General features: G+C 65.2%; 17 protein-coding genes and 4 pseudogenes. 3 read left to right on the forward strand and 18 right to left on the reverse strand.

The genetic code is table 11. The features are described from left to right. On the reverse strand, positions 1-658 hold a 658-nt coding region (locus tag FUT88_RS06850; RefSeq protein WP_186829253.1), incomplete at its 3' end, for an FHIPEP family type III secretion protein. Between the two features lie 490 nt (positions 659-1,148). Between FUT88_RS06850 and FUT88_RS06855 the strand changes: the two genes are divergently transcribed. Next, the gene (locus FUT88_RS06855; protein WP_261797060.1) at positions 1,149-1,814 is read left to right on the forward strand and encodes a YitT family protein; all 666 of its coding nucleotides are present in this window, start codon (positions 1,149-1,151) and stop codon (positions 1,812-1,814) included. Positions 1,815-1,867: 53 nt separating this feature from the next. Here FUT88_RS06855 and flhB read toward each other — a convergent pair whose 3' ends face one another. The 8 genes and pseudogenes from flhB to nosZ all read right to left on the reverse strand — a co-directional run bounded on the left by flhB (position 1,868) and on the right by nosZ (position 12,048). After that, positions 1,868-3,043 carry a flagellar biosynthesis protein FlhB gene (gene flhB / locus FUT88_RS06860; protein ID WP_147214352.1) on the reverse strand — a complete coding sequence of 392 codons (1,176 nt, stop codon included), beginning with the start codon at positions 3,041-3,043 and terminating at the stop codon, positions 1,868-1,870. 192 nt (positions 3,044-3,235) lie between these two features. Continuing rightward, the gene (locus FUT88_RS06865; RefSeq protein ID WP_147214353.1) at positions 3,236-3,838 is read right to left on the reverse strand and encodes a nitrous oxide reductase accessory protein NosL; all 603 of its coding nucleotides are present in this window, start codon (positions 3,836-3,838) and stop codon (positions 3,236-3,238) included. A 2-nt stretch (positions 3,839-3,840) separates the two neighbouring features. After that, positions 3,841-4,371: a nitrous oxide reductase accessory protein NosL gene (locus FUT88_RS06870; RefSeq protein WP_147214354.1), complete on the reverse strand. Its 531-nt coding sequence runs from the start codon at positions 4,369-4,371 to the stop codon at positions 3,841-3,843. Continuing rightward, complete coding sequence (locus FUT88_RS06875; RefSeq protein WP_147214355.1) at positions 4,368-5,192, reverse strand: ABC transporter permease; 825 nt, start codon at positions 5,190-5,192, stop codon at positions 4,368-4,370. Before FUT88_RS06875 ends, FUT88_RS06870 begins: the two co-directional genes overlap by 4 nt. Continuing rightward, positions 5,189-6,145, reverse strand: coding sequence for an ABC transporter ATP-binding protein (locus FUT88_RS06880; RefSeq protein WP_147214356.1), 957 nt, complete (start codon positions 6,143-6,145; stop codon positions 5,189-5,191). The genes FUT88_RS06875 and FUT88_RS06880 overlap by 4 nt, the downstream gene beginning before the upstream one ends. Then, entirely contained in the window at positions 6,123-7,427 is a 1,305-nt protein-coding gene (locus FUT88_RS06885; RefSeq protein WP_147214357.1) for a nitrous oxide reductase family maturation protein NosD, read from the reverse strand. The genes FUT88_RS06880 and FUT88_RS06885 overlap by 23 nt, the downstream gene beginning before the upstream one ends. Beyond that, positions 7,424-10,042, reverse strand: coding sequence for a NosR/NirI family protein (locus tag FUT88_RS06890; protein ID WP_186829254.1), 2,619 nt, complete (start codon positions 10,040-10,042; stop codon positions 7,424-7,426). The genes FUT88_RS06885 and FUT88_RS06890 overlap by 4 nt, the downstream gene beginning before the upstream one ends. Positions 10,043-10,099: 57 nt before the next feature. After that, a pseudogene (nosZ, locus tag FUT88_RS06895) lies at positions 10,100-12,048 on the reverse strand (TAT-dependent nitrous-oxide reductase). Positions 12,049-12,285: 237 nt separating this feature from the next. On the opposite strand from nosZ, the gene FUT88_RS06900 reads away from it, so the two are divergent. Both FUT88_RS06900 and FUT88_RS06905 read left to right on the forward strand, forming a co-directional pair. After that, on the forward strand, positions 12,286-12,708 hold the full coding sequence (locus FUT88_RS06900; protein WP_147214359.1) for a c-type cytochrome: 423 nt from the start codon (positions 12,286-12,288) through the stop codon (positions 12,706-12,708). Positions 12,709-12,712: 4 nt separating this feature from the next. Next, positions 12,713-13,753: an FAD:protein FMN transferase gene (locus FUT88_RS06905; RefSeq protein WP_147214360.1), complete on the forward strand. Its 1,041-nt coding sequence runs from the start codon at positions 12,713-12,715 to the stop codon at positions 13,751-13,753. 75 nt (positions 13,754-13,828) lie between these two features. On the opposite strand, the gene cheZ is transcribed toward FUT88_RS06905, so the two are convergent. From cheZ to cheA, 9 genes and pseudogenes are all read right to left on the reverse strand, one after another. Continuing rightward, a complete protein-coding gene (gene cheZ, locus FUT88_RS06910; RefSeq protein WP_147214361.1) occupies positions 13,829-14,497 on the reverse strand; it encodes a protein phosphatase CheZ in 669 nt (222 codons plus the stop codon). Continuing rightward, positions 14,497-14,898 (reverse strand): chemotaxis response regulator CheY, encoded by a 402-nt coding sequence (cheY, locus tag FUT88_RS06915; protein ID WP_004627759.1) that lies wholly within the window; start codon positions 14,896-14,898, stop codon positions 14,497-14,499. The genes cheZ and cheY overlap by 1 nt, the downstream gene beginning before the upstream one ends. Positions 14,899-15,048: 150 nt before the next feature. Next, positions 15,049-16,176 (reverse strand): chemotaxis response regulator protein-glutamate methylesterase, encoded by a 1,128-nt coding sequence (locus tag FUT88_RS06920; protein WP_147214362.1) that lies wholly within the window; start codon positions 16,174-16,176, stop codon positions 15,049-15,051. 140 nt (positions 16,177-16,316) lie between these two features. Next, positions 16,317-16,933 (reverse strand): annotated as a pseudogene (gene cheD, locus FUT88_RS06925) (chemoreceptor glutamine deamidase CheD). An 89-nt stretch (positions 16,934-17,022) separates the two neighbouring features. Then, positions 17,023-17,902, reverse strand: a pseudogene (locus tag FUT88_RS06930) (CheR family methyltransferase). A 219-nt stretch (positions 17,903-18,121) separates the two neighbouring features. Beyond that, a complete protein-coding gene (locus tag FUT88_RS06935; RefSeq protein WP_325205663.1) occupies positions 18,122-19,906 on the reverse strand; it encodes a methyl-accepting chemotaxis protein in 1,785 nt (594 codons plus the stop codon). A 222-nt stretch (positions 19,907-20,128) separates the two neighbouring features. After that, positions 20,129-21,972: pseudogene (locus FUT88_RS06940) on the reverse strand (Tar ligand binding domain-containing protein). Positions 21,973-22,095: 123 nt separating this feature from the next. Beyond that, positions 22,096-22,587, reverse strand: a complete 492-nt coding sequence (locus FUT88_RS06945) for a chemotaxis protein CheW (protein ID WP_147214363.1) — start codon at positions 22,585-22,587, stop codon at positions 22,096-22,098. Positions 22,588-22,664: 77 nt separating this feature from the next. Then, positions 22,665-24,848 (reverse strand): chemotaxis protein CheA, encoded by a 2,184-nt coding sequence (gene cheA / locus FUT88_RS06950; protein ID WP_147214364.1) that lies wholly within the window; start codon positions 24,846-24,848, stop codon positions 22,665-22,667. Between the last annotated feature and the right edge of the window lie 10 nt (positions 24,849-24,858).

A 24,858-nucleotide genomic window follows, 5' to 3' on the forward strand; every position in this document is an offset into this window, starting at 1 on the left:
CGACGATGTTGATCAGCAGGATGGCGATACCGGCCACCGAATCGCCGCGCACAAATTTGCTCGCACCGTCCATGGAGCCGAAGAATTCGGCTTCCTGCGCGATGGCCGTGCGGCGCTTGCGGGCTTCGTCCTCACGGATCAGGCCGGCGTTCAGGTCGGCGTCGATCGCCATCTGCTTGCCGGGCATCGCATCGAGCGTGAAGCGCGCGCTGACCTCGGCGATGCGGCCCGCGCCCTTGCTGATCACCATGAAGTTGATGATCACCAGGATGACGAACAGCACGATGCCGACGGTGTAGTTGCCGCCCACCAGGAAGTGGCCGAAGGCCTCGATCACCTTGCCGGCGGCGTCGGGGCCGGTGTGGCCTTCCATCAGCACCACACGCGTGGACGCCACGTTCAATGACAGCCGCATCAGCGTGGTAATCAGCAGGATGCTCGGGAACGACGAGAAATCCAGCGGCTTGAGCGTGTGCATGCTGATCAGCAGCACGATGATCGACAGCGCGATGTTGAAGGTGAACAGTAGATCGAGGATGAACGGCGGCAATGGCAGCACCATCATCGCCAGGATCAGGATGATGAGCACCGGGCCCGCGGCGGAGCGGTAGTCGCCCTTGCGCAGGATGTCGGTGACTCGGAGCAGTGCGGCGTTCATTGGCGGGTCGTGCAGCGGGGGGCTTTTCGATGGGTGCCATCTTGCCGTGGGGGCTGCCAAATCGAAGACGTGAGAAAGCCGCCCAAAAGGCGGCTTTTCTCTGAAATACCCTCCCACCGGGGGGGGGGCGCTTCTACCCCTTCATGCCGCCAAGGGGGTCTGGGGGTGCGTCGTACCAGACTTTCATACAGAATCGCGTACGCAAATGGGCTGTACCCATCCCGTCCCTCAACCGCACCCCTTTCGACACCCTTGCGCTGCCGCAGCGGCCTGGTCGTATGCGCCATGCCGCCAGGGATGCTGGGTATGGGACTTGCAAATCATCTTGAAACGCCGCCCACAAGACCCGGATCCAGGCACCGTCGCACGAAGGCGGTGCATTGTCCGGTGCGTGGATGCACCAACCCGATCATAGGCAACGTTCAATGAAGCACCCCACCTCTGGATTACCGGACATCCATGGTTGTTTGCCGGACCGGCCGTTCATCCGATGAGCGGCGCCATGGACCATCAGCTTCATCACGCAAGCAGCTCCGTAGCATCAAGCCCTCCCCATGCCGCCCGGCACACGATGCTCGAAGACGTCTACGGCATGGCCGTCGGCATGATGTTCATCGTGACGGGGGTGGTGCTGCTCAGCGCAGCCGGACTCGTGACCGGTGGCATTGCAGGGATCGCGTTGCTCGTGTCGTACGTGGCGCCGCTGTCGGTCGGCACCATTTTCACGTTGGTCAACGTGCCGTTTTTCGTGTTCGCCTATTTCGTCATGGGCCCGCGTTTTGCCATCAAGTCGACGCTGGCCAGTTGTGGCATCACCCTCCTGCTTGCAGTGACGCGGCAGGCGTTACACATCGATTTTGAGAGCCCGCTGTTTGCGGCGGTGGTGGGCGGAACGCTCAACGGCATGGGGGTGTTGGCGCTCGCCCGGCATGGCTCCGGCGTGGGCGGCACGGGCGTTCTGACGCTCTGGCTGCAGCGCACGCGGGGAATCAATGCGGGGATCGTGCAGGTGGCCATCGACTCGATGATTCTGCTGACATCGCTTTTGGTGATTCCGACCGGCCGTGTGGGCTGGTCGGCGCTGAGTGCAGTTGCCATGAGCGCGATGGTGATCGCGTGGCACCGCCCGGGTCGATATAACGTCGTGGTGCGATAGCGCCAGTCGGGGTCTCGGCGGCGAAAACATCACCGTTGGGGATCGCCGATCCCCTAAGCGTTGCCGGTGACGTCGTCATCGGCGCCGTCCGGGCCGGGCTGCGGCCCCGGGTCCATATCGGCGGGTACCGGCAGGTCGGTCGGGCGCACCGGCACACGGCCGCCCACCTGGTGCAGGCGGCGCAGCTGGTAGACATAGGCAAGCACTTCGGCCACGGCGGCGTACAGCGCTTCGGGAATCTGGTGGCCGATTTCGGTATGGCGGTACAGCGCACGGGCCAGCGGGGGCGCTTCCAGAATGGGAATCTTGTGCTCCGTCCCCAGCTCCCGAATCTTGGCCGCCACCATGTCGGCGCCCTTGGCCAGCACGCGCGGCGCGCCGCCTTCCTTCTCGGAATAGCGCAGCGCCACGGCGTAGTGCGTCGGGTTGGTGACGATCACATCGGCCTTGGGCACGTCGGCCATCATGCGGCGCTGCGCGGCCTGGCGCTGCAGGTTGCGGATGCGGCCCTTGACGTGCGGATCGCCTTCGGACTCGCGGTGCTCCTTGCGCACTTCTTCCTTGGTCATGCGGTGCTTGCGCGCGTATTGCCACAACGACAGCGGCACATCCACGGCCGCCACCAGCATCATCACCGCCGCCATGCAGAGGAAGGCCACGCCGGCCACGTGCAGGGTGTCGCGCATGGCCACGCCCAGGTCCTGCTGCGGCAGTTCGATCAGGTCGCCCCGGTAATACCGGACCAGCAGCCAACCCACGCCGGCAATCAGGAACAGCTTGATCAGCAGGCGGGGCAGCTCCATCAGCCCCTCCATCGAAAACATGCGCGTCAGCCCCTGCAGCTTGAACAGGCGCGAAATATCGGGGGCCAGCGGCTTGAACGAAATGGCCCCGCGCGTGAGCGCCAGCGGCGACAGCGCGGCAATCACCAGCATCAGCATCAGCCCGCCCAGCGCCAGGGCCAGCGGCATGAACTGACCCGTGACGTAGTTCCACTGGTCCTGCCCGCTCGTGTAGTTGTACCGGTGGAATTCCAGGCAGCGCGCCAGAAACGACGATGCAGCCCGCACGATCGAGTCGCCCATCACCCACAAACCGCCCGCGGACACCGCCGTGAGGGCGAACGAAGCCAGTTCCCGTGATCTGGGAACGTCGCCTTCCTCGCGCGCCTGCTCGAGGCGCCTCGGAGAGGCTGGTTCGGTTTTTTCGAGATCGCTTTCTTCGGACATGCCGGGCGTGCGAGGGGTGGATGGAACAGGCCGGCAGGTTGGCCGACCGTCGCATTATCCAAGGCACCCCCGCCCATTGAAGCGCCGAAAAAGCGGCCTCTGGGGCGGCTTATCGACAGAAAGCCTCGGGAACCACGCCAACATGGGCCCTCCGGTGCAATCAAGCCTGCTCGGCCCACCAGCCTGCGTGCGCTAGGTGTGCTGACCGGCCGGATGGGGCTGCGTGGGCTCCAACGCCCGCAGGCGTTCTGCGGTAATGCCGGCGGAACCCATGACCGATCCGCCATGGCGCGCAATGAAAGCGCGCGCATCGGTGTGATTCTGGAAGGCCGGCAGATTGCCCCTGCGCATCGGCCCGGGCACATCGGAGCCCCATACGTAGACGGCCTGCAGCGCGGCGATCCAGCGCCCGTCGCCCACCGCGCGCACATAGGCCGCGGCAATGTCAGTGGCCTGCCGGCCGGCGGCGTAGCGCGGCAGGTTGCGCAAGTAGATGAACAGGCTCAAGGGCGAGTCGAAGAAGTACGCATCGCCATCGGCAAAGATCACCTGGGCTGCCCAGTCCGGCACGCGCGACGGAAATGCGCCGCAGACCGGGCAACGTGCGTGGGGCGGGATGGCGCGCGGCGCATCGGGCGCGACGCCGGAGCGCGGGTCATAGGGCGTGGGCGCTGCGACAAAGCAGATCTCGGTGGGGATCTCGGGCTCGACGCGGCGGCTCGCATGCACGCCATACCACCAGAGCGAGGCCGCCAGCAGAACCATTGCCGTCAAGCCTGATCGACGCAGCCGCATGGCTACATGCGCCCGTCGTGCAACGCGCCGCCGCTGAGGTCCACCATGTCGGGCGTCACTTCGGCGTAGCGCAGCAGCTTGCCGCCGTCGCGTGCCATGAACGCGCGGGCATCGGCTTCCAGCCGGAAGCTGGCGACCGTCGGCCCCATCGAGCCGCGGCGCCGGCTGCCGAACACGTAATAGCCGGTCCTGGCATCAAACCAGTGGCCACGAGGATGGTCCCAGTCGGCCTGGCCCATGTCCTGCACAAGCGCCGCCCGGATCGGCCGCGCCTGCTCCGGCTTGAGCAGCGTGTTGAACATTTCCACGGTATCGCAGCACCAGTGCGGCGTTGCGTCGCCCTGGTAATAGAGCTGCGCCTTGGGCCCGGGATACTCCGCCACAAGCATGCCGTCCAGGTCGCAGGTGGTGGCCGCGTCGGCTTCAGCGGGGACAAGGGTGGCTTCGGCCTGCCGGCCACAGGCAGCCAGGCCGACGAGGGTGGCCGATCCGGCCAGGGCAGCCGCCAGCAGGCGGCGACGATCCGGGTTCATGTGCGGAATCTCCAGGCGGCCAGCGCCAGCGGCGCGGCAATCCACGCCAGCATCGCCCCGCCCATTGCCCATGGGTTGCCCAGGGCAGGCGGCACGATGCTGACGAGGCCATGCAGGCCGCGCAGCTGGTCCAGCGAAAACACGTTGAGGATGCGGAAAATGTCGGTGGGGTTGAGCAACAGCAGATACGCCAGCACCTGGCCGCCAAAGCTGCCGCCGGTGGCCACCAACAGGCCGAGCAGCAACAGGTCGAACACCAGCACGAAGCCAAACCACAGCGCGATGGCGGCGCCTGAAGCCCGCGTGCGTTCACGGCTGACGACGGAAACGCACAGCGCCAGGCTCAGAAAGACGAGCCCAAGCAGCACTGAACTCAGCACGAAGCCGGCCGCCTGATACAGCCCCGCCCCGCCGAACTGGTGCCACAGGAGCACCGCCATCAGCGCGAACCCGCCCAGCGTGGACAGCGTGAGCGCCGCGGCGAGCCCGAGGTACTTGCCCAGCAGCAGTTCCACGCGTGTGAGCGGCAGTGCCAGCAGCAGATCGAGCGAGCCGCGCTCGCGCTCGCCGACAACCGCGTCGAACCCGAGCAACAGGGCAATCAGCGGGATCAGGTAGATCACGAGGCTGACCAGGCTGGTGATGACGAACTCGATGGAGCGCGGGCCGAGCGTGCCCTGCTCGGCGCCGCCAAAGTAGCTGATCACGAGCGAGAACACCGCAAACACGACGGCCACCGCAAGCACCCACCGGTTGCGCAGACGATCGCGCAGCTCCTTGGCGGCGACGGCGGCCACCTGCCGATATTCGATGCCGATCATGCGGCCTCCGTTTGCCTGAGGCCGAAGAACACGTCTTCGAGCGACGGTTCGTGGATCTGCAGATCGAGCAGGCGCCCGCCCAGCGGCTGCAGTGCCTGAAGGGCGTCCATCTTGAGCGAGCGGCTGCAGCGCAGCAGCATCTCGTGCTCGGCCTGCCCGTCGACGATCTCTGCGCCGTGTGCGCACAAGGGCGAGAGTTGCGCCCACAGTGCGCTGCGCGCGCCGGCCTCGACCCGCACGGCCAGCGTCAGGGGCAGATCGGCGCGAGCGCGCAGTGCAGCGACACTGCCAAGTGCAAGGACGCGGCCGTCAGCCAGGATGGCAAGGCGGTCGATGCGCTGCTGCAGCTCGGCCAGGATGTGCGATGTGATCAGGATCGTGACGCCCTGCTCGCGCAATCCTTGCAGCGTGGCGTAAAAGTCGTGAATGGCCGCCGGGTCCAGACCATTCGTCGGCTCATCGAGGAAAAGAACGCGTGGCGTACCCAACAGCGCCTGCGCAAATCCGAGGCGCTGCCGCATCCCCTTGGAGTAGGCACGCACCGGTTTGTCGGCCGCACCCGCAAGCCCCACGCGGGCAAGCAGCGGCGCGCAATCGGCCGCCGGTGCGCCCTTGAGCCGGGCGAAAAACCGCAAGGTCTCCAGCCCGCTCAGGTTGTCGTACAGGACGAGGTTCTCGGGCAGGTAACCGATCTGCCGCCGGGCCGCCCGGAACGCGGCGCCGCGCACCGATGCGCCGGCCACGCGGATGCTGCCGGTGGTGGCGGGAATCAGCCCCAGCATCATCTTGAAGAGCGTGCTCTTGCCGGCACCGTTGTGCCCGATCAGGCCGAACAGCTCGCCGTAGCCGACGTCCAGGTCAACGCCGTCGACCGCGCGCACGGCGCCATAGTGTTTGCTGACGCCGCGCAGTGAAATGGCGGCAGTCTCGTCAACGTGAAAGGGATCTGTCACGCCAGGTGCTCCAATGGGGGTTCGCGGGTTGCATGCGCGGATAGGCGTCGACCACGCTCGGCACACGCAGGATCGGAAACTGCCGGCTGACGAACCTGAGTGCCTGCACCGCCGGGCTCGCCAGCAGCAGTTGCACACCGGGGTGGCGCCAGATCAGCCGGTCTACGACGTCGTTGGCCTCGTAAGGCAAATCGCCAATGCCATCGCCGTCGCGGTCCCAGCCGAGGTAGTCGCTCCAGAAGTTGCCCTGCCTGCGCTCGGCCGCCGTACGGGCACCCCATGCCTCGTCACGCGCGCCCACGTAGCGGACTTGCTCGCGGTTGCCGATGAAGTCGTTGCCTTGGACCACGTTGCGTGTGGAACCCGCCGACAGGTGCACGCCCACCTGGTTGCCGACGATGAGGTTGCCGCGCAGTTGCGTGTATTCAACGTCGTAGATGAAGAAGCCGCGATCGTTGTCGGCCACCACGTTGTTCTCCACCACCGAATCCTGCAGCGTGCGCAGCATGATCCCGTGGTCCGCATTGCCCCAGGTGCGGTTGTTGCGCACGATCTGGTCGCGCACTTCCATCAAGGCCAGGCCGCCCCGGTTGGCATAGCTGTCGTTGTCCTCCCACAGGTTGTAGTAGGAGTTCATGTAGTGCGTGCCATAGCGGCTGTGGTGAAGCCGGTTGCCTTTGAACACGGCGTGATGCGATACGTCCACGTAAAGCGCATCGCGCACGAAGCTGATGTTGTTGCCGATGATGCGTGCGCCTTGCGTGTTGTACAGCTCCACTCCGTTGCCGCGCTGCGCAGAGTTGTAGTCGCGCTTGCCGGTGATGGTGTTGGCCTCGATGCGCACGTCGTTGGCTTTCTCGATCCACAAGCCAAACAGGTTGTAGGTCAGCTCGCACTGGCGCACCACGGCCCGATGCGCACCGGGCAGGATGTTGATGCCTGCGTTCTGGTCTTTCAGGCTGTCGCCCGAATCACGAACGATCAGGCCCTCGATGACGACGTCCGGTGCGCTGATGCGGATCGTGTCGCCGCGCTGGCCGCCACTGAGCGTCGGGCGATCGAGGCCGCGCAGCGTCAGAGGCTTGTTGATGACGAGGTTGCCGGTGTACATGCCGCGCTCGATCTCGAGCACGTCGCGCGGATGTGCTGCGTCGATGGCCGCCTGCAGCGACTGCCCTGCCGCCACGCGCACCGTTGCCCCCGCGAATGCCTGGGCGCACCGAGCGCCCTGGGCAACCGCGAGCCAGCCGCAGACCACGAGCAACACCGGCAGCCATCTCATACCTGCAGCCACCCCAGCGCCTTCAGGGCCAGGAACAACGCGGCGCCGATCAGCAGGTTCTTGAAGCCGACGTAGCTCAGCATGTCCATGACGGTTGCACGCCGATAGTTGGCTTGCCACCACGGGCCGTCCTTGACGTAGCGTCGACCTGCCAGGCGGATCAGCACCTCATACACGCTCCAGCCGAACCACCATGCGATGACGGCGCCCGACGACAGCTGGCCCATCGCGGCCAGGACCCACGCCACGCTTGCCGCCAGCGCAAGCGAAGCGCCCGCGATCTGCAGGCCGCGCGCAGACGCCCAGCCCTTGCTGCTCCACGGCCACAGGTGATCGCGCACTTCCAGCATCAGCCAACGCAGGCCACGCGCGCCTTCGCGTCCGGATGGCACCATGCGATCGGTCGGCATGCGCGGGTCGGGGCCTTGTGCCACGCGCGGGCTCATCGGCACCGGCTGGATGGGAATGAAGTAGCCGTCCTTGCCGATGGGGGTGATCTCCAGCCCGTCGCGCTCGCGGCGCTTGCGCTCCTTGGCCAGCGGCGGGCATCCCTTGACGTCGGTGTACAGCACCATGCAGTCGAGGCAGTGCAGGCATTCGCGGTGGTCGATGCGGCCATCCGCGTCGATCGCCAATGAGCCGCAACCCACGGCACACGCCTTGCAACTGTTGCAGTCCTGCTTGCGGCGCAGGCCAAACCAGCGGAAGGTGCTCGGCATGGCAAGCGCGGCGCCCAGCGGGCAGATGTACTTGCAGTACGGGCGCTCCACAAACAACGAGATCCCGAGCAGCGTGCAGACAAACAGGCCGTAGGGCCACGCGCGGTGGCTGATGCCGACAAGGAATGTCGTCTTGAACGGTTCCACCTCGGCAAGCTTCTCGGCCAGCCCCATCGAGAACACCGACACCGTCAGCAGGCCGAAGAAGATGGCGTACTTGAGCCACTTCAGCTTGTCGTGCCAGGCACGCGGCAGATGACGCTGCCAGCGCTTGAGGCCGAGCCTTCCGCCGATCTTGTACAGCGCTTCCGACAGCGAGCCGAACGGGCACAGCCATCCGCAGAACAGCCCCCGCCCAAACAGGAACACCGTCAGGATGATGAAGATCCAGAAGCAGAAGATGAACGGATCGGTCAGGAACAACGACCACGTCCACTGGAACAGCAGCGAGTGGAACCAGGTCAGCACTTGCGTGATCGACGGCTGCGCCATCGCACCAAAGCCCACGAAGCCGATGCTCAGTGCCCACGCGGTGTACTTGAAGGCATTCACCGGCCATTTGTTCTTGTGCGTGGAGCGGCGCGTCAGGCGCTCGCGCAGCGCGTACACCACGCCCACCGAAACGAGCAGCGCGATGAACAGTGCGATCTGCGGCGCGCGTGTACGCCAGACCCGTCGCCAGGGTGCCTCCGGCTCGTCGATATGCGGGTGGCCGCCCTGCAGCAGCGCTTCGGGCATCCAGTACGGGGCATCGAACGTGACGAAGCTGCGCGTGCCGGTGGCCCGATCGACGCGGTTGCCCAGGAAGGAAAGCTTCCACGGATATGCCGCCGAGAACGCTGGCGAGCGCACCACGAAGATGGCCGACTCGGTGTAGGCCGGCGCGCCTGGGGCTGCCAGGCCATAGAGGTTCAGGTAGTCCGAATCGCGGAAGGTGAAGGACTCCGCGCCTTGCTTGATCTGGATGCGGTCATAGATGCCGCCGCGCACGAAGCCCGATCCTTTGAACGACGCGGCGCCCGCGGTGCGGATGACGAAGATTGCATGCTCGTTCGGCTTGAGCTGCGCGTGCAGATCGTTCCACGCGGACTGGCCGAGCAGGCTCGCACCCAGATCCGGATGATTGAGATCACCAAACCACAGTTCAATGAACGGTTCCGGCGCGCGTTCCAGACCAAGCTGCTCAGGCCGGATCAGCAAGCGCCGCACGCTGCCCTGCTTGACCAGCTCCGCCCAGGCAGCGCGCTGCCCGGTCTGCGCATAGCGCGCGGGCTCGTGGCGCGTGGGCGCAAGAATGCCGACTTGCCGCGCCACCGAAGACGTGGCTGTCGCCAGCACCTGGTTCTGCGCAATCACGGTCACGGTGGCGCCCGAGATCGCATCGACGCCCAGCACACCTTCGTCAGGCCGCGACTGGCCGACTTCGATCTTGTCCTTGACCGACTTGCCGATGTACTGCTTGTTGAAGTTCAGCAGCGCAGACTCGGGAATCCCGAGCAGCAGGATCGGCTCGGAGTGTTTCAGGACCTTGATGCCGACATAGCGGCCTTGCCGGTCCATGCCGATCAGCGTCACCACGGGCTTGCCTGAATAGGCCGGAATGTCCGTGATGTCGGTGGACAGCATCACGTAGCCCAGCAGGGGCGCCTTGCCGCCTTGCGCTGCGCCGTACGCTTCTACATACGGTGGTTGCCCCATCCGTTCGGAGAAACGCACCGCGCCGGGAAACACGTCGGCGCACGGTACAAGCGAGCACAGGTCCTTGGCCTCGGCCAGGTTGGCAGGCAACTCGGCTTCATAGGCGCCGCGGCCCGCTTGCGCCGGCTGCACGCCCATGAACAGCATCAGGAGGAACGCAGCGACCCACGCCGCGAACCCTTGTTTTGGGGATGGCATCTTGGAGTTCGTGGGGCGCGCGGGCCCGCACCCGGGCACGCGCGCCTGCCCTCGGGATCAGGCCTCAACAATCATGCGGCTGCGCATTTCAAGATGCAGTGCATGGCAGAAATGCGTGCAGTAGCACCAGAACACGCCGGGCTTATCGGCAATGAACGTGACCGATGCGGTTTCCTGCGGGTTGACGATGAAGTTGATGTTGTATTTCGGAATGGCGAAGCCGTGCGTCAAGTCCTCGACCTTGTCGAGGTTGGTGAGGATCAGCGTGACCTCGTCGCCCTTCTTCAGCTTGAACTCGCGCAGGCTGTACGCCGGTGCCTGCGACGTCAGGCGCACCGTCACCTTCTTGCCATTGCGCACCACGCCGGATTGCTTCGGATCCTTGGTGGCGAGCGGGAAATCGTCCAGCGAGTAGACCTGCTTCGGGTGCAGCAGCTCGCGCTTGAAGATGATGAAGTCGTGCGGCTCGCTGCGGATCGGGTGGTCCTGCAGCAGCACCATCTTCTCGCCCGAGATGTCGATGAACTGTTCGTTTTCCGGGTGCAGTGGGCCAACGGGCAGGAAGCGGTCCTTGGAGAACTTACAGCCCACGGCAAGGAATTTGCCATCGGCGGCCACCGTTTCGGATTGCGATGCGTTCAGGTGGCCCGGCTGGTAGTGCACGTCGAGGCGGTCGACCACGTACTTCGCGTTCTTGTCACCGTTGTGGAACTTGATCGCGGCATCGATGTTCCACTTCACGATCTGGCTGTCGAGGAACAGCGTCGTGTATGCATTGCCGCGCCCGTCGAACGCGGTATGCAACGGCCCGAGCCCAAGTTCCACCTCCGCCACGATGGCGTCGTCGATCTTGGCGAGCTTGCCGTCGAACCAGTCCAGCACGCGGGACAGCTCGATCACGGTACCGGTGGGCGAGAGCTTGCCGGCACAGACGAAGTACTTCTGGTCTGGGCTGGCATTGACGCCGTGCGGATTCTTCGGCACCGACACATAGGCGGTCAGCGCCGTCTTCGGATCCTGGTTGGCCGCGTGCGTGCCGTCCACCACCGGCACCTTGGAGTCGCCGATGGTCTTGAACTTGCCGGCCTTGACCGCCGCTTCAATGCGCGCAATGTTGAAGAACAGGCAGGCGTCGCGCTCGGCAGACATCATGTCTTCGTAGTGCACGCCCATCTCGGTGTTGTACTGGTTGGTTGCGGCCAGCTTGCCGTCGTACGACGTTGCGACGAGATCGCAATTGCCGTCGATCAGCACCTGCCAGCGCACCTCCATGCTTTCGGCATCTACGCAGGTGAACAGCGAGCGGTACTTGGACGGGTCGTCGATGCCTGCGGTGTTCGGTAGCGGGATCGCAAATTCGCCGCCGCAGAACACGCGCGTCGTGTAGTTGATCTTCGGGTCGAGCGGGTCGCGCTTGTCCGGGAAGATGCCGTGGAAGCCCTGCACGTTGGGCAGTTCGGTGATCTTGTCGCAGATGAAATAGTCGAGCCGCACACGCCCCAGGCGCGAGTTGATCTTGTCGTTGATCCACGCATAGCGGCCGTCGTAATTGCCATCCTTGTACGAGGCATGCACGTGGTGGGTATCGCCCACCGTGTACTTCAGACTGCGTCGGGCTTGGTGCCCATCACCTTCTTCGATTCGTTCGTGATGCCCCAGCCGACCAGCGCATCCGGCACGAACATCGGAATGCGGTGGATTTCGCGGCCCGAGGGCATGCCCATGACGCGCATGTCGCCGGTATGTCCGCCGCTCCACAGGCCGTAATAGGTGTCGAGTTCACCCGGCTTCGGATGCAAGCCCGCAATGACGTGTTCCCCGGCGGCCGCGGCGGCGGGCGCACTGGCAGATGCGGCGGGTGCTGCAGCGGGCGTGCCCTTGTCTGTGCATGCCACCACCGTTGCCAACCCGGCGAGCGCTGCGCTGTTCATGAAGCGACGCCGCCCCGGTACGCTCAGCGCTTCTTCCTGCTGCGTGGATGGCGATTGTTGGTGCTTGGTCATCATCGATCCCTGTATCGATTCCTCTATCGGTTTTCACAAAGCCGGGCGGAAAGATGCCGGCTCACATCTGCGCTCTGACCTTCTCGGCAAGTGGCATCTTCAGGGTGCAGGCAGCCGAAGCAATTGACTTTCGTCACAGATTCTTGAAAAACGCATTTTTTATACATCTTTATGGGAAGGGAGCGTACAGAATGCGATTCGTGTTCATTTCGGAACCCGCGCCGACTCAAGGAGATTTCCATGCGCACGAAAACCACCCTAGGCCTGATGCTGATTTGCGCTGCCGTTCTTGCAGCGTGCGGTCAGAAGGAACCCGCCGCGCCGTCGGCTTCCGCCCCTGCGGCACCCGCACCGGCGCAAACCAGTGCACCCCCTGCTGCAGCGACGGTTGCTGCAGCGGCGGAGCCCGAGAATGTGCTGGGCAAGCGCACGTTCGGCAACGTCTGTTCGATGTGCCACGCCGCAGGGGTGGCCGGGGCGCCAAAGCCCGGTGACAAGGCCGACTGGGGCCCGCGCATCGCACAAGGCAAGGACACCCTTTACAAGCACGCGCTGGAGGGGTTCAACGGCAGCAAAGGGTCCATGCCCGCCCGCGGCGGATCGACCTTGCCGGACGATGCCATCAAGGCTGCGGTTGACTACATGGTGGCGAAGTCGCAGTAATGCCATGCATCCCCTGCCTCCTTCCAACCTAGCCCGGCGGCGCTGCCTAGCCGGGGTGCCGCTGCTGGCGGTCGGCATGTTCGTACGGCCCGCGCTGGCAGACCCTTTGGTCGAGCGTGCATCCACGCGCTTGCTCGGCACGCAAGTCGATATCGTTGCGCAAGGCGCGACACCGGGCGCCGCCGCTGCCGCCATCCCCGCTGCCTTTGCGGAGATGGCGCGGCTCGAATGCTTGATGAGCCGCTACCGGCCCGACAGCCAGGTCAGCGCACTGGCACGCGCCGCGGGGCGGAACCCCGTGCCGGTGGCGCGGGAAGTCATGACGGTGCTCAAGCGCGCCAGACAGGTCTCGGAGCAAAGTGGCGGGGCCTTCGATATCACCGTCGGCGCGTACTCGGGCTGGAACTTTGAGCCCGAGCACGGCCGCATCCCGAGCCCCACGGAGTTGGCGCGTGAGCGGCGCTTCGTCAACTATCGGGACGTTGTTGTGGACGAGCACAACGGCAGCGCTTACTTGCGGCGCCAAGGCATGAAGCTGGATCTGGGTGGCATTGCCAAGCTGCCCATCCTCCAGGCAGGCATGCGCGTACTACGGGAACACGGCATACGCGACGCCATGATCAACGGTGGCGGTGATGTGGTGGCCAGCGGAAAGCTGCAAGGACATGCATGGCGCATCGGCCTGCGCGATCCACTTGCGCCGCAGCGGCTGCTGGGCGTCGTCGGCCTCAGCGACGGGGTTGTGGCGTCATCCGGAGACTACGAGCGTTACTTCATGCGCAACGGTCGGCGGTTCCATCACGTGCTCGATCCGCAAACGGGTCTGCCTGCGCATGGGCCGCATGGCGTGACCCTGATCGCTCGCGACGTAGACGACGTCAACGGCCTTGGCGCGGCGATCATGGCCGCAGGCCACGCCGCCGGGCAACGGATGCTTGCACCGGTGCTCTCGCGGGTGGATGCGCTGATCGTGGGCGCTGGAGGTCGGCCTTGGATGTCGGCCGGAATGGCAACGCGCTTGCGGCAGTTCTCTGCAAGCAGTTGACGTTGATGCCGCCCGCTCGGGGTTCGGCAGAAGACGTGCCGGCCCTCGCGGCTGCGAGGGCCAGGCAATGCGGGTTCAGAACCCGAGGCTTTCCAGCAGGTCGTCGACCTGTTCCTGGTTGGCGACCACGTCCGGATGGTCCGGATTGATCTGCGGGCCGTTGAGCAGCGTCGTCGCAACCTGCGCGGCTTCCACACGCAGGTGTTCCGGCGCGTTGTCGAGCAGGATCCCGACGAGCTGGCTTTCGATGAGCTGGACAACGTCCAGCACCTTCTTGATCACCTGGCCGGTCAGGTCCTGGAAGTCCTGGGCCATCAGGATTTCCATGAGCTGCTGGTTCGTGTCGCGCGTCTTTTCCGGGACGCTGCGCAGGAAGCCGTTGGTCTGGCCGACGAGCGCGCGAATCTCTTCGTCGCCCAGTTGGCGGTCCATCCACGACTGCCAGCGGTTGACCAGCGCCTCGGCGTCGGACTCCAGCGCGTCTTGCACGGGCCGCGCGGCGTCGATGGCGTTGAGCACGCGGGTGGCCGCCTGCTCGGTCATGTTGGCGATGTAGTTCAGGCGGTCGCGTGCGTCGGGAATGGCCGAGGCGGCCTTCTCAACGCCCTTGTCCAGGCCCAGCTCGCGCATGCTTTCACGCAGCATGCGCGTGAGATGGCCGATGCGCTGGAGCATTTCGGGCATGTCGCCGTGGTCTGCACCTTCGGCCGCCGGCGCCGGGGCGCCATCGTGCATCTCGCTCATCACGCCCCCTTTTCGAGCTTCTCGAAAATCTTGCCCAGCTTTTCGTCCAGCGTGGCAGCCGTGAAGGGCTTGACCACGTAGCCGTTGGCTCCGGCCTGGGCGGCGGCGATGATGTTTTCCTTCTTGGCCTCGGCCGTCACCATCAGCACCGGCAGCTTGCTGATGGCGGTGTTGGCGTCGGCACGGATGCTCTGCAGCATCTGCAGGCCATCCATGTTGGGCATGTTCCAGTCCGAGATCACGAAATCGAACCGGCCTTCCTTGACCTTGGCCAGGCCGGCGGCGCCGTCTTCGGCCTCGTCGACGTTGGCAAAACCGAGTTCCTTGAGCAGGTTACGCACGATCCGGCGCATCGTCGGGAAATCGTCGACGACGAGGAATCGGTACTGGCTCTTGTCCATGGACACAATCTCCGCAAACTTACTGAATTGGGGGGTTTTCGGGCTTCCTTGGCAATCTTATCGGCGCCTGTGGCCGATTCTTGAGCGCTGGAACGGTGCGGGGCGCCCGACTGCTGCGCCCCGCAACCAATGTACCCGCAAAGTGACGTGTTATACGCGCGTCACACGACCATGCGCCGACAGCTTGGCCAGCACGTGCGGGCCGATCTGCGACAACGGCAGGACTTCGTGCACGCCGCCATGGGCCACGGCCTCCTTGGGCATGCCGTAGACCACGCAGGAAGCCTCGTCCTGGGCCACGTTGTAGGCGCCGGCGTTGCGCATTTCCAGCATGCCCACCGCACCATCCTTGCCCATGCCGGTGAGGATGACGCCCAGGGCGTTGGCCCCGGCGTTGCGCGCGGCGGAGCGGAACAGCACGTCCACCGCCGGGCGATGGCGGTTGACCGGCGGTCCCTGGTCCAGCTCGGTGACGTAGTTGGCGCCGCTGCGGCCGAGCGACAGGTGCATGTCGCCCGGGGCAATGTAGGCGTGGCCGGGCAGCACACGCTCGCCGTGCACGGCTTCTTTCACACGGATGCGGCACAGGCCGTCCAGCCGCTTGGCGAACGACGTGGTGAAACCCGCCGGCATGTGCTGCACGATCAGGATGCCGGGGCAGTCGGGCGGCATTTCCAGCAAGAAATCCTTGATGGCCTCGGTGCCGCCGGTGGAAGCGCCCACGATGATGAGCTTTTCCGTCGACGAGAAATGGGTACGCGCAGGTGCCGGGGATACCGCTGCGTGGTCCGCGCGAACGTGTGCGCCGGGCGCCGCTGCCGTTGCCGAGGCGGTCGCCGCAACCGGTGTTGCAGTGCGCGGACGCAGCCGTGCCCGGGCCGCTGCCCGGATCTTGTCGGCAATCTGGTCGGCGTATTCGTTCATGCCGTCGCGCATGCCCAGCTTGGGCTTGGCGACAAAATCGACTGCACCCAGCTCCAGCGCGCGCAGCGTGGCCTCAGAGCCGCGCTCGGTCAGCGAAGAGATCATGACCACCGGCGTCGGGCGCAGGCGCATGAGTTTTTCCAGGAAGTCGAGGCCGTCCATCTTCGGCATTTCGACGTCCAGCGTGAGCACGTCCGGATTGGTCTGCTTGATGAGGTCGCGCGCGATGATCGGATCGGGCGCCACACCCACCACTTCCATGTCCGGCTGGCTGTTGATGATCTCCTTCAGGATGCTGCGGATCAGTGCGGAATCGTCGATGCACAGCACCTGAATCTTGCGTTTGTCGTTCATGTTCGGGAGCAAGTCTTCTGGAATGTTGAGACCGTTGCAAAACGAAGCGAAGCGGTTCTGATGGATCAGTGCCGACGCAGACGGTACAAGTCGCACGGCAAGGCGGCGCTGGGCCGTCAGAATCGTTTTTCAGCGGTCTCCTAGGTAAAGAGTTGGAGGCGCGAGGCAGGCTTGGTCGTGATGGACTTCGACAGCTTGCTGGCGTATTGCGCCTCGCTGTCCAGGTCGGCCGCCGAGTTCTGCGAGCGCAGCTTGCGCACCATGATCTGACCGGTGGACGGGACGAAATACACCTTGCGCGGGTGCACGTCAAAGAGGTCCTTGGCGGCGACCGTCAGGCCTTCGTTGCGCAGGAATTCGAGTACGAACTTGCCGTTGCGCTCGCCCACGTCGAGCGTGCTCATGCCGGCCAGCACGGCGGCGCCGCCAAACACCTTGATCTCGAGGCGCTCGCGCTTGGCGCCGGCCTTGTAGAGCTGGTTGAGCAGCACCTCCATGGCGTGCGTGCCATAGCGCATGGACGGCGACAGGATCGATTCCCCTTCATTGCGCGAGGCAGCATGAAATGGTTCATGCCGCCAATGCCGAGGGTCTTGTCGCGCACGCAGGCGGAGACGCACGAGCCGAGCACCGTGACGAGCATCAGGTCTTCGGTGGTGACGGAATACTCGCCGGGCAGCACTTTCATGGCGCGCCGGCCGAAGGTGGTGTCGTAGTACGCGTGCGTGCTGGCGGACGATTGCGCAAGCGTGGCCATGGCGCCCGCGCTCATGCCGCTGCTCATGCCGCTATCGCTGCGCACGGGCTCGGCCGCCGATTGCGGGGTCGCGCGTTTGCCGAATTCGATCATCGTGCCCCCATCTTGGCGCGCAGCTCGGGCGCGACCTCATACACGGTCTTGCCGCGCAGCGTCCACGCCTTGGTGACCTGCAGGAAGCTCTCCGAATGGCCGGCAAACAGCAGGCCGTCGGGTTTCATCACGTCGATGAAATGCTCAAGAATCTTGGCCTGCGTGGGCTTGTCGAAATAGATCATCACGTTGCGGCAGAAGATCACGTCGAACTTCTGCTGCAGCGGCCAATCGCGGTCGAGCAGGTTGATCTGCCGGAAGTCGATCATGGCCTGCAGCTCGGGCCGCACGCGGGCATAGCCCTCCTGCTTGCCGGTGCCGCGCAGGAAATATTTCTTCAGGCGCTCGGGCGACAGGGCCGCGACACGCTCCATCGGGTAGATGCCGGCGCGGGCGCGCGCCAGCGCGTTGGTATCCACATCGGAGGCGATCACGCTCACCTGGCTGGGCGACATCGAGCCAAAGGCCTCGGCCAGCGTGATGGCGATCGAGTACGGCTCTTCGCCGTCGAAGACGCCGAGCACCACACGCTAAACGGCGTGCGCTTGGCCTTGGCGTGCTCGTGCAGGATCGGGAAGTGGTGCTGCTCGCGAAAGAACGCGGTCAGGTTGGTGGTCAGCGCGTTGGTGAAGGCCTCCCACTCGTCGGGCAGGTGGCCTTTTTCCAGCGCGTCCAGGTAGTCGCGGAACGAGCCGAGGTTCACGACACGCAGGCGTCGCGCCAGGCGGCTGTAGACCATTTCGCTCTTGCGGTCGGACAGTGAAATGCGACGCGGCGGTAGATCAGGTCGCGGATGCGGCCGAAATCTTCGGCGGTGAAGGAAAACTCACGCGACGCGAGCGTCGGCGAAACTGGCGCCAAATTTTGTGCTGCCATGGATAACTAACCCCGTGTTTGGCGAGTCTTGATGCCCGCTCTCAGTCGTTGGCGGGTACCGTTTCCGCGGGCCGCGCCAAGTTTGCTGTTGGCGGGGCTGGCGTCAGAAGGTGCTCCAGTCATCTTCATCGGCAGAACCGGCGCTCAGCTTGAGGGCCGGGGCCACGGCGGCCTCGGAAACGGCAGCCGCGGCGACCGCGGCAACCACCGGTGCAACCGTTAAATGTGCTTCGTGATGCGCTTTTTTAGCTTGCGCGGCGGCGGGCGCCTGCTCCGGGGCCGTCTCCGGGGACACGGCGGCTTGGCCGCCTTTCGCGAAGCCAGGGCGCGCGCCACGGCGGGCACCATTTCGGTCTTTGCAGGGCGGACCTCGCTGCGTGCGGCCGGCGCCGAAACCACGGCCGGCGCCCCGACGGCCAACTCGGCCGAAGCATCGGTGCGGAACGTCGCCACCGCATTGCGCAGCAGTTGGGCCTGCTCTTCCAGCGACAGGGCCGCGGCGGCGGCTTGCTCGACCAGCGCGGCGTTCTGCTGCGTGACCTCGTCCATCTGATTCACCGCCTGATTGACCTGCTCGATGCCGGCGCTTTGCTCGTCCGACGCAGCGGAAATCTCGCCCATGATGTCGGTCACGCGGCGCACGGCCACCACGACCTCCTCAATGACCGTACCGGCTTCGGCCACCAGGGCCGACCCGTTGCGCACACGGCCGACGGAATCGCCGATCAGCTCCTTGATCTCCTTGGCCGCCGTCGCCGAGCGCTGCGCCAGGCTGCGGACCTCGCCCGCCACCACCGCAAACCCGCGGCCCTGCTCGCCCGCCCGCGCGGCTTCCACGGCGGCATTCAGGGCGAGGATGTTGGTCTGGAAGGCAATGCCTTCGATCACGCCGATGATGTCGGCGATCTTCTTGCTGCTGTCGTTGATGCCGGCCATGGTTTCGACCACGCGGCCCACCACTTCACCGCCCTTGACGGCGATGTCCGACGCGCTGCCGGCCAGCTGGCTGGCCTGGCGCGCGTTGTCGGCGTTCTGCTTCACGATGCTGGTGAGTTCTTCCATGCTGGAAGCGGTTTCCTCCAGCGAGGATGCCTGCTCTTCCGTGCGCTGCGAGAGGTCGGCATTGCCGGCGGCAATCTGCTTGGTGGCGCTGGCAATGGAATCGGCGGAACGCTTGATGTTGGTGATCGTGCCGGTCAGTTGCTGCTGCATCTGCGCCATGGCGAAGAGCATGCTGTCGTGGTCGCCGGGGCGGGTCTGCACGTGCACGGCCAGATCGCCGGCGGCAATGCGGCGGGCAATCTCGGCCGCGTACGACGGTTCGCCACCCAGCTGGCGAGACAGCCGGCGCGCAATGACCAGGCCGAGCACGATGCCGAGCAACGCGCCCGCACAGGCCATCACCATCATCACCAGGCGCGAGCGGTGTGCGTCGTCGTGAGCCTTGACGGTGGACGCGGCGGAGACCTCCTCCACACGCTTGACCATCTTGTCGAGCGTCTTTTCAAACGCGGCAGTGTCATCGAGCAAGCCGACGTTCTCTGCGGTGACGCGGCTGTCGAACTGGGTCGGGTCCAGGCCCTGCTTGTCCATCAGTGCCACGAAGTCGGTCATGCGCTTGCCCCAGACGGGGTAGATGGCATCGACCTCGCGGATCATCTTCTTGCCTTCGTCCGAGGTAAACAGCGGGCGCACGTTCTCCACACCGTCTTTCAGGTGCTGCATGCTGTCGGCAATCTGCCCGCTGAGCGTCTTGCGCTCGCTGAGCGTGGTGGCAATCAGCAGCGCCGTCTGCGCACGGCTGGCATGCGCCAGGCTGTTGGCCGCAGTGCCCATCTGCGTGATAGCGCGCATCTGCTTTTGTGCCAGTTCTTCACTGGCTTTGGTCAGCTGCGTGATCGTGTAGATGCCCAACCCGCCGATGGCTGCGCCCATGGCCGCCACAATCAGGAATCCGCCTGTCAGCATCGTGGACACCGGCAAGCGCTTGATCCAACCCGTCATCTGTCTACCCCTCGTTTCTTATATGCCCCTCTAACCGCTATCGGTTCCGAGAGGACGGCTCTTTAGAACCGCCATGGGGTCATGCCACTTCAGTGGGGGGTCACCCCGGCTTCAGCGGGCACTAGCCCAGGCAAAAAAAAACCTGCCCCAGAGGGCAGGCTGCACACCACAAACACACACGAGAGAGCTTTCGCGAGCAGCGAAGATCCCGTGCATACATGGTCAAAAGGTCTCCCAGTCGCTATCGTCGCCGCCCGCGGCAACGAGCTTGGGTACGGGCAACTTGGGCGCTGACGCAGCCGCTTTGGTGACGGCAGCGGCGGCGGTGCGCTCGCGTTGTTGTTCTTTGGCGCCGGCCGGTGCTGCGGATGCAGCGGCGGTCTGCGCGACGGGTTCAGCGGTATTGCGTGCCGGGGCCTTCGGCTTGGCGGCACGGCGCGGTGCGGCCTTGGCCTTCGGCGCCGGCTTGGCAGCCGCGCGAGCAGCCACGGGCACGGCCGGGACCGCCTTTGCCTGCGTGCCGGCTTGCACACGGAACGCCGCCACAGCCTGGCGCAGGCCGCTTGCCTGCTCCTGCAGCGACATCGCAGCGGCGGCGGCTTGCTCCACCAGCGCGGCGTTCTGCTGCGTGCCTTCGTCCATCTGCGTGACGGCCTGGTTGATCTGCTCGATGCCGGCGCTTTGTTCGTCCGATGCAGAGCTGATCTCGCCCATGATGTCGGTCACGCGCTTGACGGCAACGACCACCTCGTCGATGACGCTGCCCGCCTCTGCCACCAGCGTGGTGCCGTTTTCAACGCGGCCGACCGAATCGCTGATCAGCTCCTTGATTTCCTTGGCTGCCGTGGCCGAGCGCTGCGCCAGGCTGCGCACCTCGCCCGCCACCACGGCAAAGCCCCGGCCCTGCTCGCCCGCGCGGCCGCTTCCACCGCAGCGTTCAGCGCCAGGATGTTCGTCTGGAAGGCAATGCCTTCGATCACGCCGATGATGTCGGCGATCTTCTTGCTGCTGTCGTTGATGCCGGCCATGGTGTCCACCACCCGGCCGACGACTTCACCGCCCTTGACGGCGATGTCCGATGCGTTGCCGGCCAGCGTGCTGGCCTGGCGCGCGTTGTCTGCGTTCTGACGCACGATGCTCGTCAGTTCTTCCATGCTCGACGCGGTTTCTTCCAGCGCCGAAGCCTGCTGCTCCGTGCGCTGCGAGAGATCTGCGTTGCCGGCCGCGATCTGCTGCGTGGCACTGGCAATGGAGTCGGAGCCCGAGCGCACCTGCCCCACCATCTTCTGCAGGCTGTCCTGCATGCGTTGCAGCGCATGCAGCAGGCGGCCGGTTTCGTCGGCGCGGTCTACCTGGATGGTGTGTGTAAGGTCGCCCTGCGTAATGTGTTCGGCCTGTTCGATGGCGCGCAGCAGCGGTACCGTGATCGACCGGCGCAGCGCCCACGTCAGCAGCCCGCCCACCAGAATGCCGCCCAGCAGCAGGCCCGTGGTGAGGGCGCTGAGATTGTGATGCTCGGTCTGGCTGGCTTCGTAGCTGGCTTTGGCCGTGTCCATCTGCAGGCGGTTAAGCGCCGTGACCTTGTCGCCAAGGGGGCGGTACAGCGCCGGCATGACGTCCATGACCGTCTTGTTGATGCGCGCCTCGTCGTGTGCCTGCACGGCTTGCATCAACACCTGTGCGCCGTCACGCACGAAGGCATCGCGCAGGCCCTGGGCCTCGTCGGCCAGCTTGCGCTCGTCTGCCGTGGTGGGCAGCGCGCGGTAGCGCTTCCAGGCGGCGTCGGACTTGTCGAGGAACATCTTGGCGCGCTCGATCGTCTTTTCCATGCCGGGCGCGTTGGGCGCCATGGCTGCACGATCGAGCACGATGCGGAAGCTCAGGAGGTTGGAATCGGATTCGGCCAATGCCACGGTGCCCGCCAGCTGCACGGCATAGCCGTCCTGCACGCGGATGTTGGCGTGTCGCATGCCGATCAGGCCCGTCACGCCTACGATGACGGCGAGCACACCAATGCCCGCCATCATCAGCCCCAAGCGGAGCCGGATGGTCATTTTGCTGAACATGCTTCCCTCCCCTAACGGCGCCGCACCTGTTGTTTCGGTGTCTTGTCGCCCACCGGGCCCCTTCGGCCCGGCCTCAATCGCTGTGGGCACGTGCGCCGCGCCCCAGCTGGATTCATGTCGCGATCAGGCAGCTTCCGCTTCGTCGCACAGTGCCATGTCGGCCGACATCAGCAGACGCTCGATGTCCACCAGGATCAGCATGCGCTCGTCGATCGAACCCAGGCCGCGGATGTACTCCGTGTCCAGCGCGCCCGAGAACTCCGGCGCCGGCTTGATCTGCTGGCTTTGCAGCGTCAGCACGTCCGACACGCCATCCACGACGATGCCGACCACGCGGTCCATCAGGTTCAGGATGATCACGACGGTGTACTGGTTGTACTCGACGCGATCGAGCTGGAACTTGATGCGCAGATCAACGATCGGCACGATGATGCCGCGCAGGTTGATCACACCCTTGATGAAATCGGGCGCATTGGCAATGCGCGTGACGGTCTCGTAGCCGCGGATCTCCTGCACCTTCAGGATGTCGATGCCGTATTCCTCGCGGCCCAGCGTGAAGGCCAGGTATTCCTCCCCGCCGGTGTCTTCGCCGATCGCGTGTTCCTTGACTTCCATTGCGGCTCCCCTCGGCCCATCGGGCCACTAGATTGAATTCGTTGCGGTGGCGGATTCCACCTTGCAGGCGTGAACGCTTATGCCGCGGCCATCGCCTCGGTCGAGAAACGACCGCCCTGTGCTTCGCCCATCTCGTGCTTTTCGGCAGTAACGGCACGCATCGCGTTTTCTGAATGTCCGGCGCGGGTCTCGCGCATCAGTGCCGATACGTCGACGATCAGTGCAACGCTGCCGTCGCCCAGGATGGTCGCGCCCGAGATGCCGGGCACGCGGCGGTAGTTGGTCTCGAGGTTCTTGACCACCACCTGCTGCTGGCCGACCAGTTCGTCCACCTGCAGCGCGATCTTCTTGCCTTCCGAATCCAGAATCACAACGATGCCTTCCGACGGATCGGGCAGCGACGGCGTGATGCGGAAACGTTCGTACATCGGCACCAGCGTCAGGTATTCGTTGCGCACCTTCAGCAGGCGGCCGCCGCCCGGCACGGCCTTGATGTCTTCCGGACGCGGCTGCAGCGATTCGGCCACGCACGACAGCGGGAGGATGAACACTTCGTCGCCGGTCTTGACGGACATGCCGTCCAGGATCGCCAGCGTAAGCGGCAGCACGATGCGGATCGTCGTGCCCTTGCCCTTCTGCGACTGGATTTCGACGTAGCCGCCCATCGACTGGATGTTCTGCTTGACCACGTCCATGCCGACGCCGCGGCCGGACACGTCCGTCACCTGGTCGGCCGTGGAGAAGCCCGGCGCGAAGATGAGCTGGTTGATCTCGTCGTCGGTCATGTTGTCCGACACGGGCAGACCGCGCTCGCGGGCCTTCTTGAGGATCTTGTCGCGATTCAGGCCCTGGCCGTCGTCGCTGACTTCGATAACGATGTTGCCGCCCTGGTGGGCCGCAGACAGCAGCAGCTGGCCGGTGGCGTCCTTGCCGGCGGCCACGCGGGCTTCGGGCAGTTCGATGCCGTGGTCCAGGCTGTTGCGCACCAGGTGCGTAAGCGGATCGATGATGCGTTCGATCAGGCCCTTGTCCAGTTCGGTCGACTTGCCAAACGTCGACAGCTCGACCTGCTTGCCCAGCTTGTGCGCCAGGTCGCGCACCAGGCGCGGGAAGCGGTTGAACACGTAGTCCATCGGCATCATGCGGATGGACATGGCGGCTTCCTGCAGGTCGCGCGCGTTGCGCGTGAGCTGCGACAGACCGGCAAAGAGGCGTTCGTTGAGCACCGGGTCGAAGGCCTGCGCGGTTTGCGCCAGCATGGCCTGCGTGATGACGAGTTCGCCCACCAGGTTGATGAGCTGATCGACCTTTTCCACGCCCACGCGGATCGACGTTTCGGCGGCCACGGCCGGCTTGTGGTCGGCAGCAGCCGGGCGGGTCGGCATCGGGGCGGCAACGGCCGCAACCGCTGCGACCGGCTGTGCCGGCGCAGCTTCGTTGGCGGCCGGGGCGTGTACTTCCGTCTGTGCGGCAGCGGGAGTCGGTGCCGCCACCACCGGCGCAGCGGCTTCAGCAGCCGGCGCCGCGCCACCGACGTGCGGCGTGATGACGATCTGGTCGGCATCGATGATGAAGCAGCTCACCGCGATGATGTCGTCGGCGGTGCAGGTGCTCTGCAGCACGATGTCGCTGTTGCGGCCGGTGCGCACGTGGCGCAGCACGGTGCCCAGGTGCTTGAGTTCGGTGACGATCAGCTCGCAGTCTTCGTTCGAGACGTTGATGAGCTTGATGTCCAGCCCGCCTTCGATGTCGCCCACGGCGTCGGCCGCAGGCGCTTCGACGACCACCGGCTCGGGTTCAGGCGCAGCCACCGGTTCGGGTGTCGCCACCACGGGCGCCGCAGCCGCCGGTGCGGCGGCAACAGGGGCGCCTTCCTCGGCGGTCAGGCTGTTGAGCTTGGCCACCATGTATTCGAGCGTGGCCGTATCGATGGGGTGCTCTTGCCGGTAGGCATCAAGTTGGCTTTTCAACACGTCTTTCGTTTCCAGGAAGGCATCCACCATGTTTTCGCGCAGCTGCAAGGTACCGGTGCGAGCGCGGTCCAGAATCGATTCGGCCACATGCGTGAGTTCCGTCATGTGTGTGAAACCGAACGTCGCAGCACCACCCTTGATGGAGTGCGCGCAGCGGAAGATGGCGTTCAGATCATCAGAAGAAGGATTGGCGACATCGAGGTTGAGCAGCAGCCGCTCCATGTCGACGAGCAGCTCTTCCGCCTCTTCGAAGAAGGCGCCGAAAAACTGGCTAAGGTCGAGGTTCATATCTGTCGTC

The organism is Ralstonia sp. TCR112, assembly GCF_007997035.1.
Lineage (GTDB): Bacteria > Pseudomonadota > Gammaproteobacteria > Burkholderiales > Burkholderiaceae > Ralstonia > Ralstonia edaphi.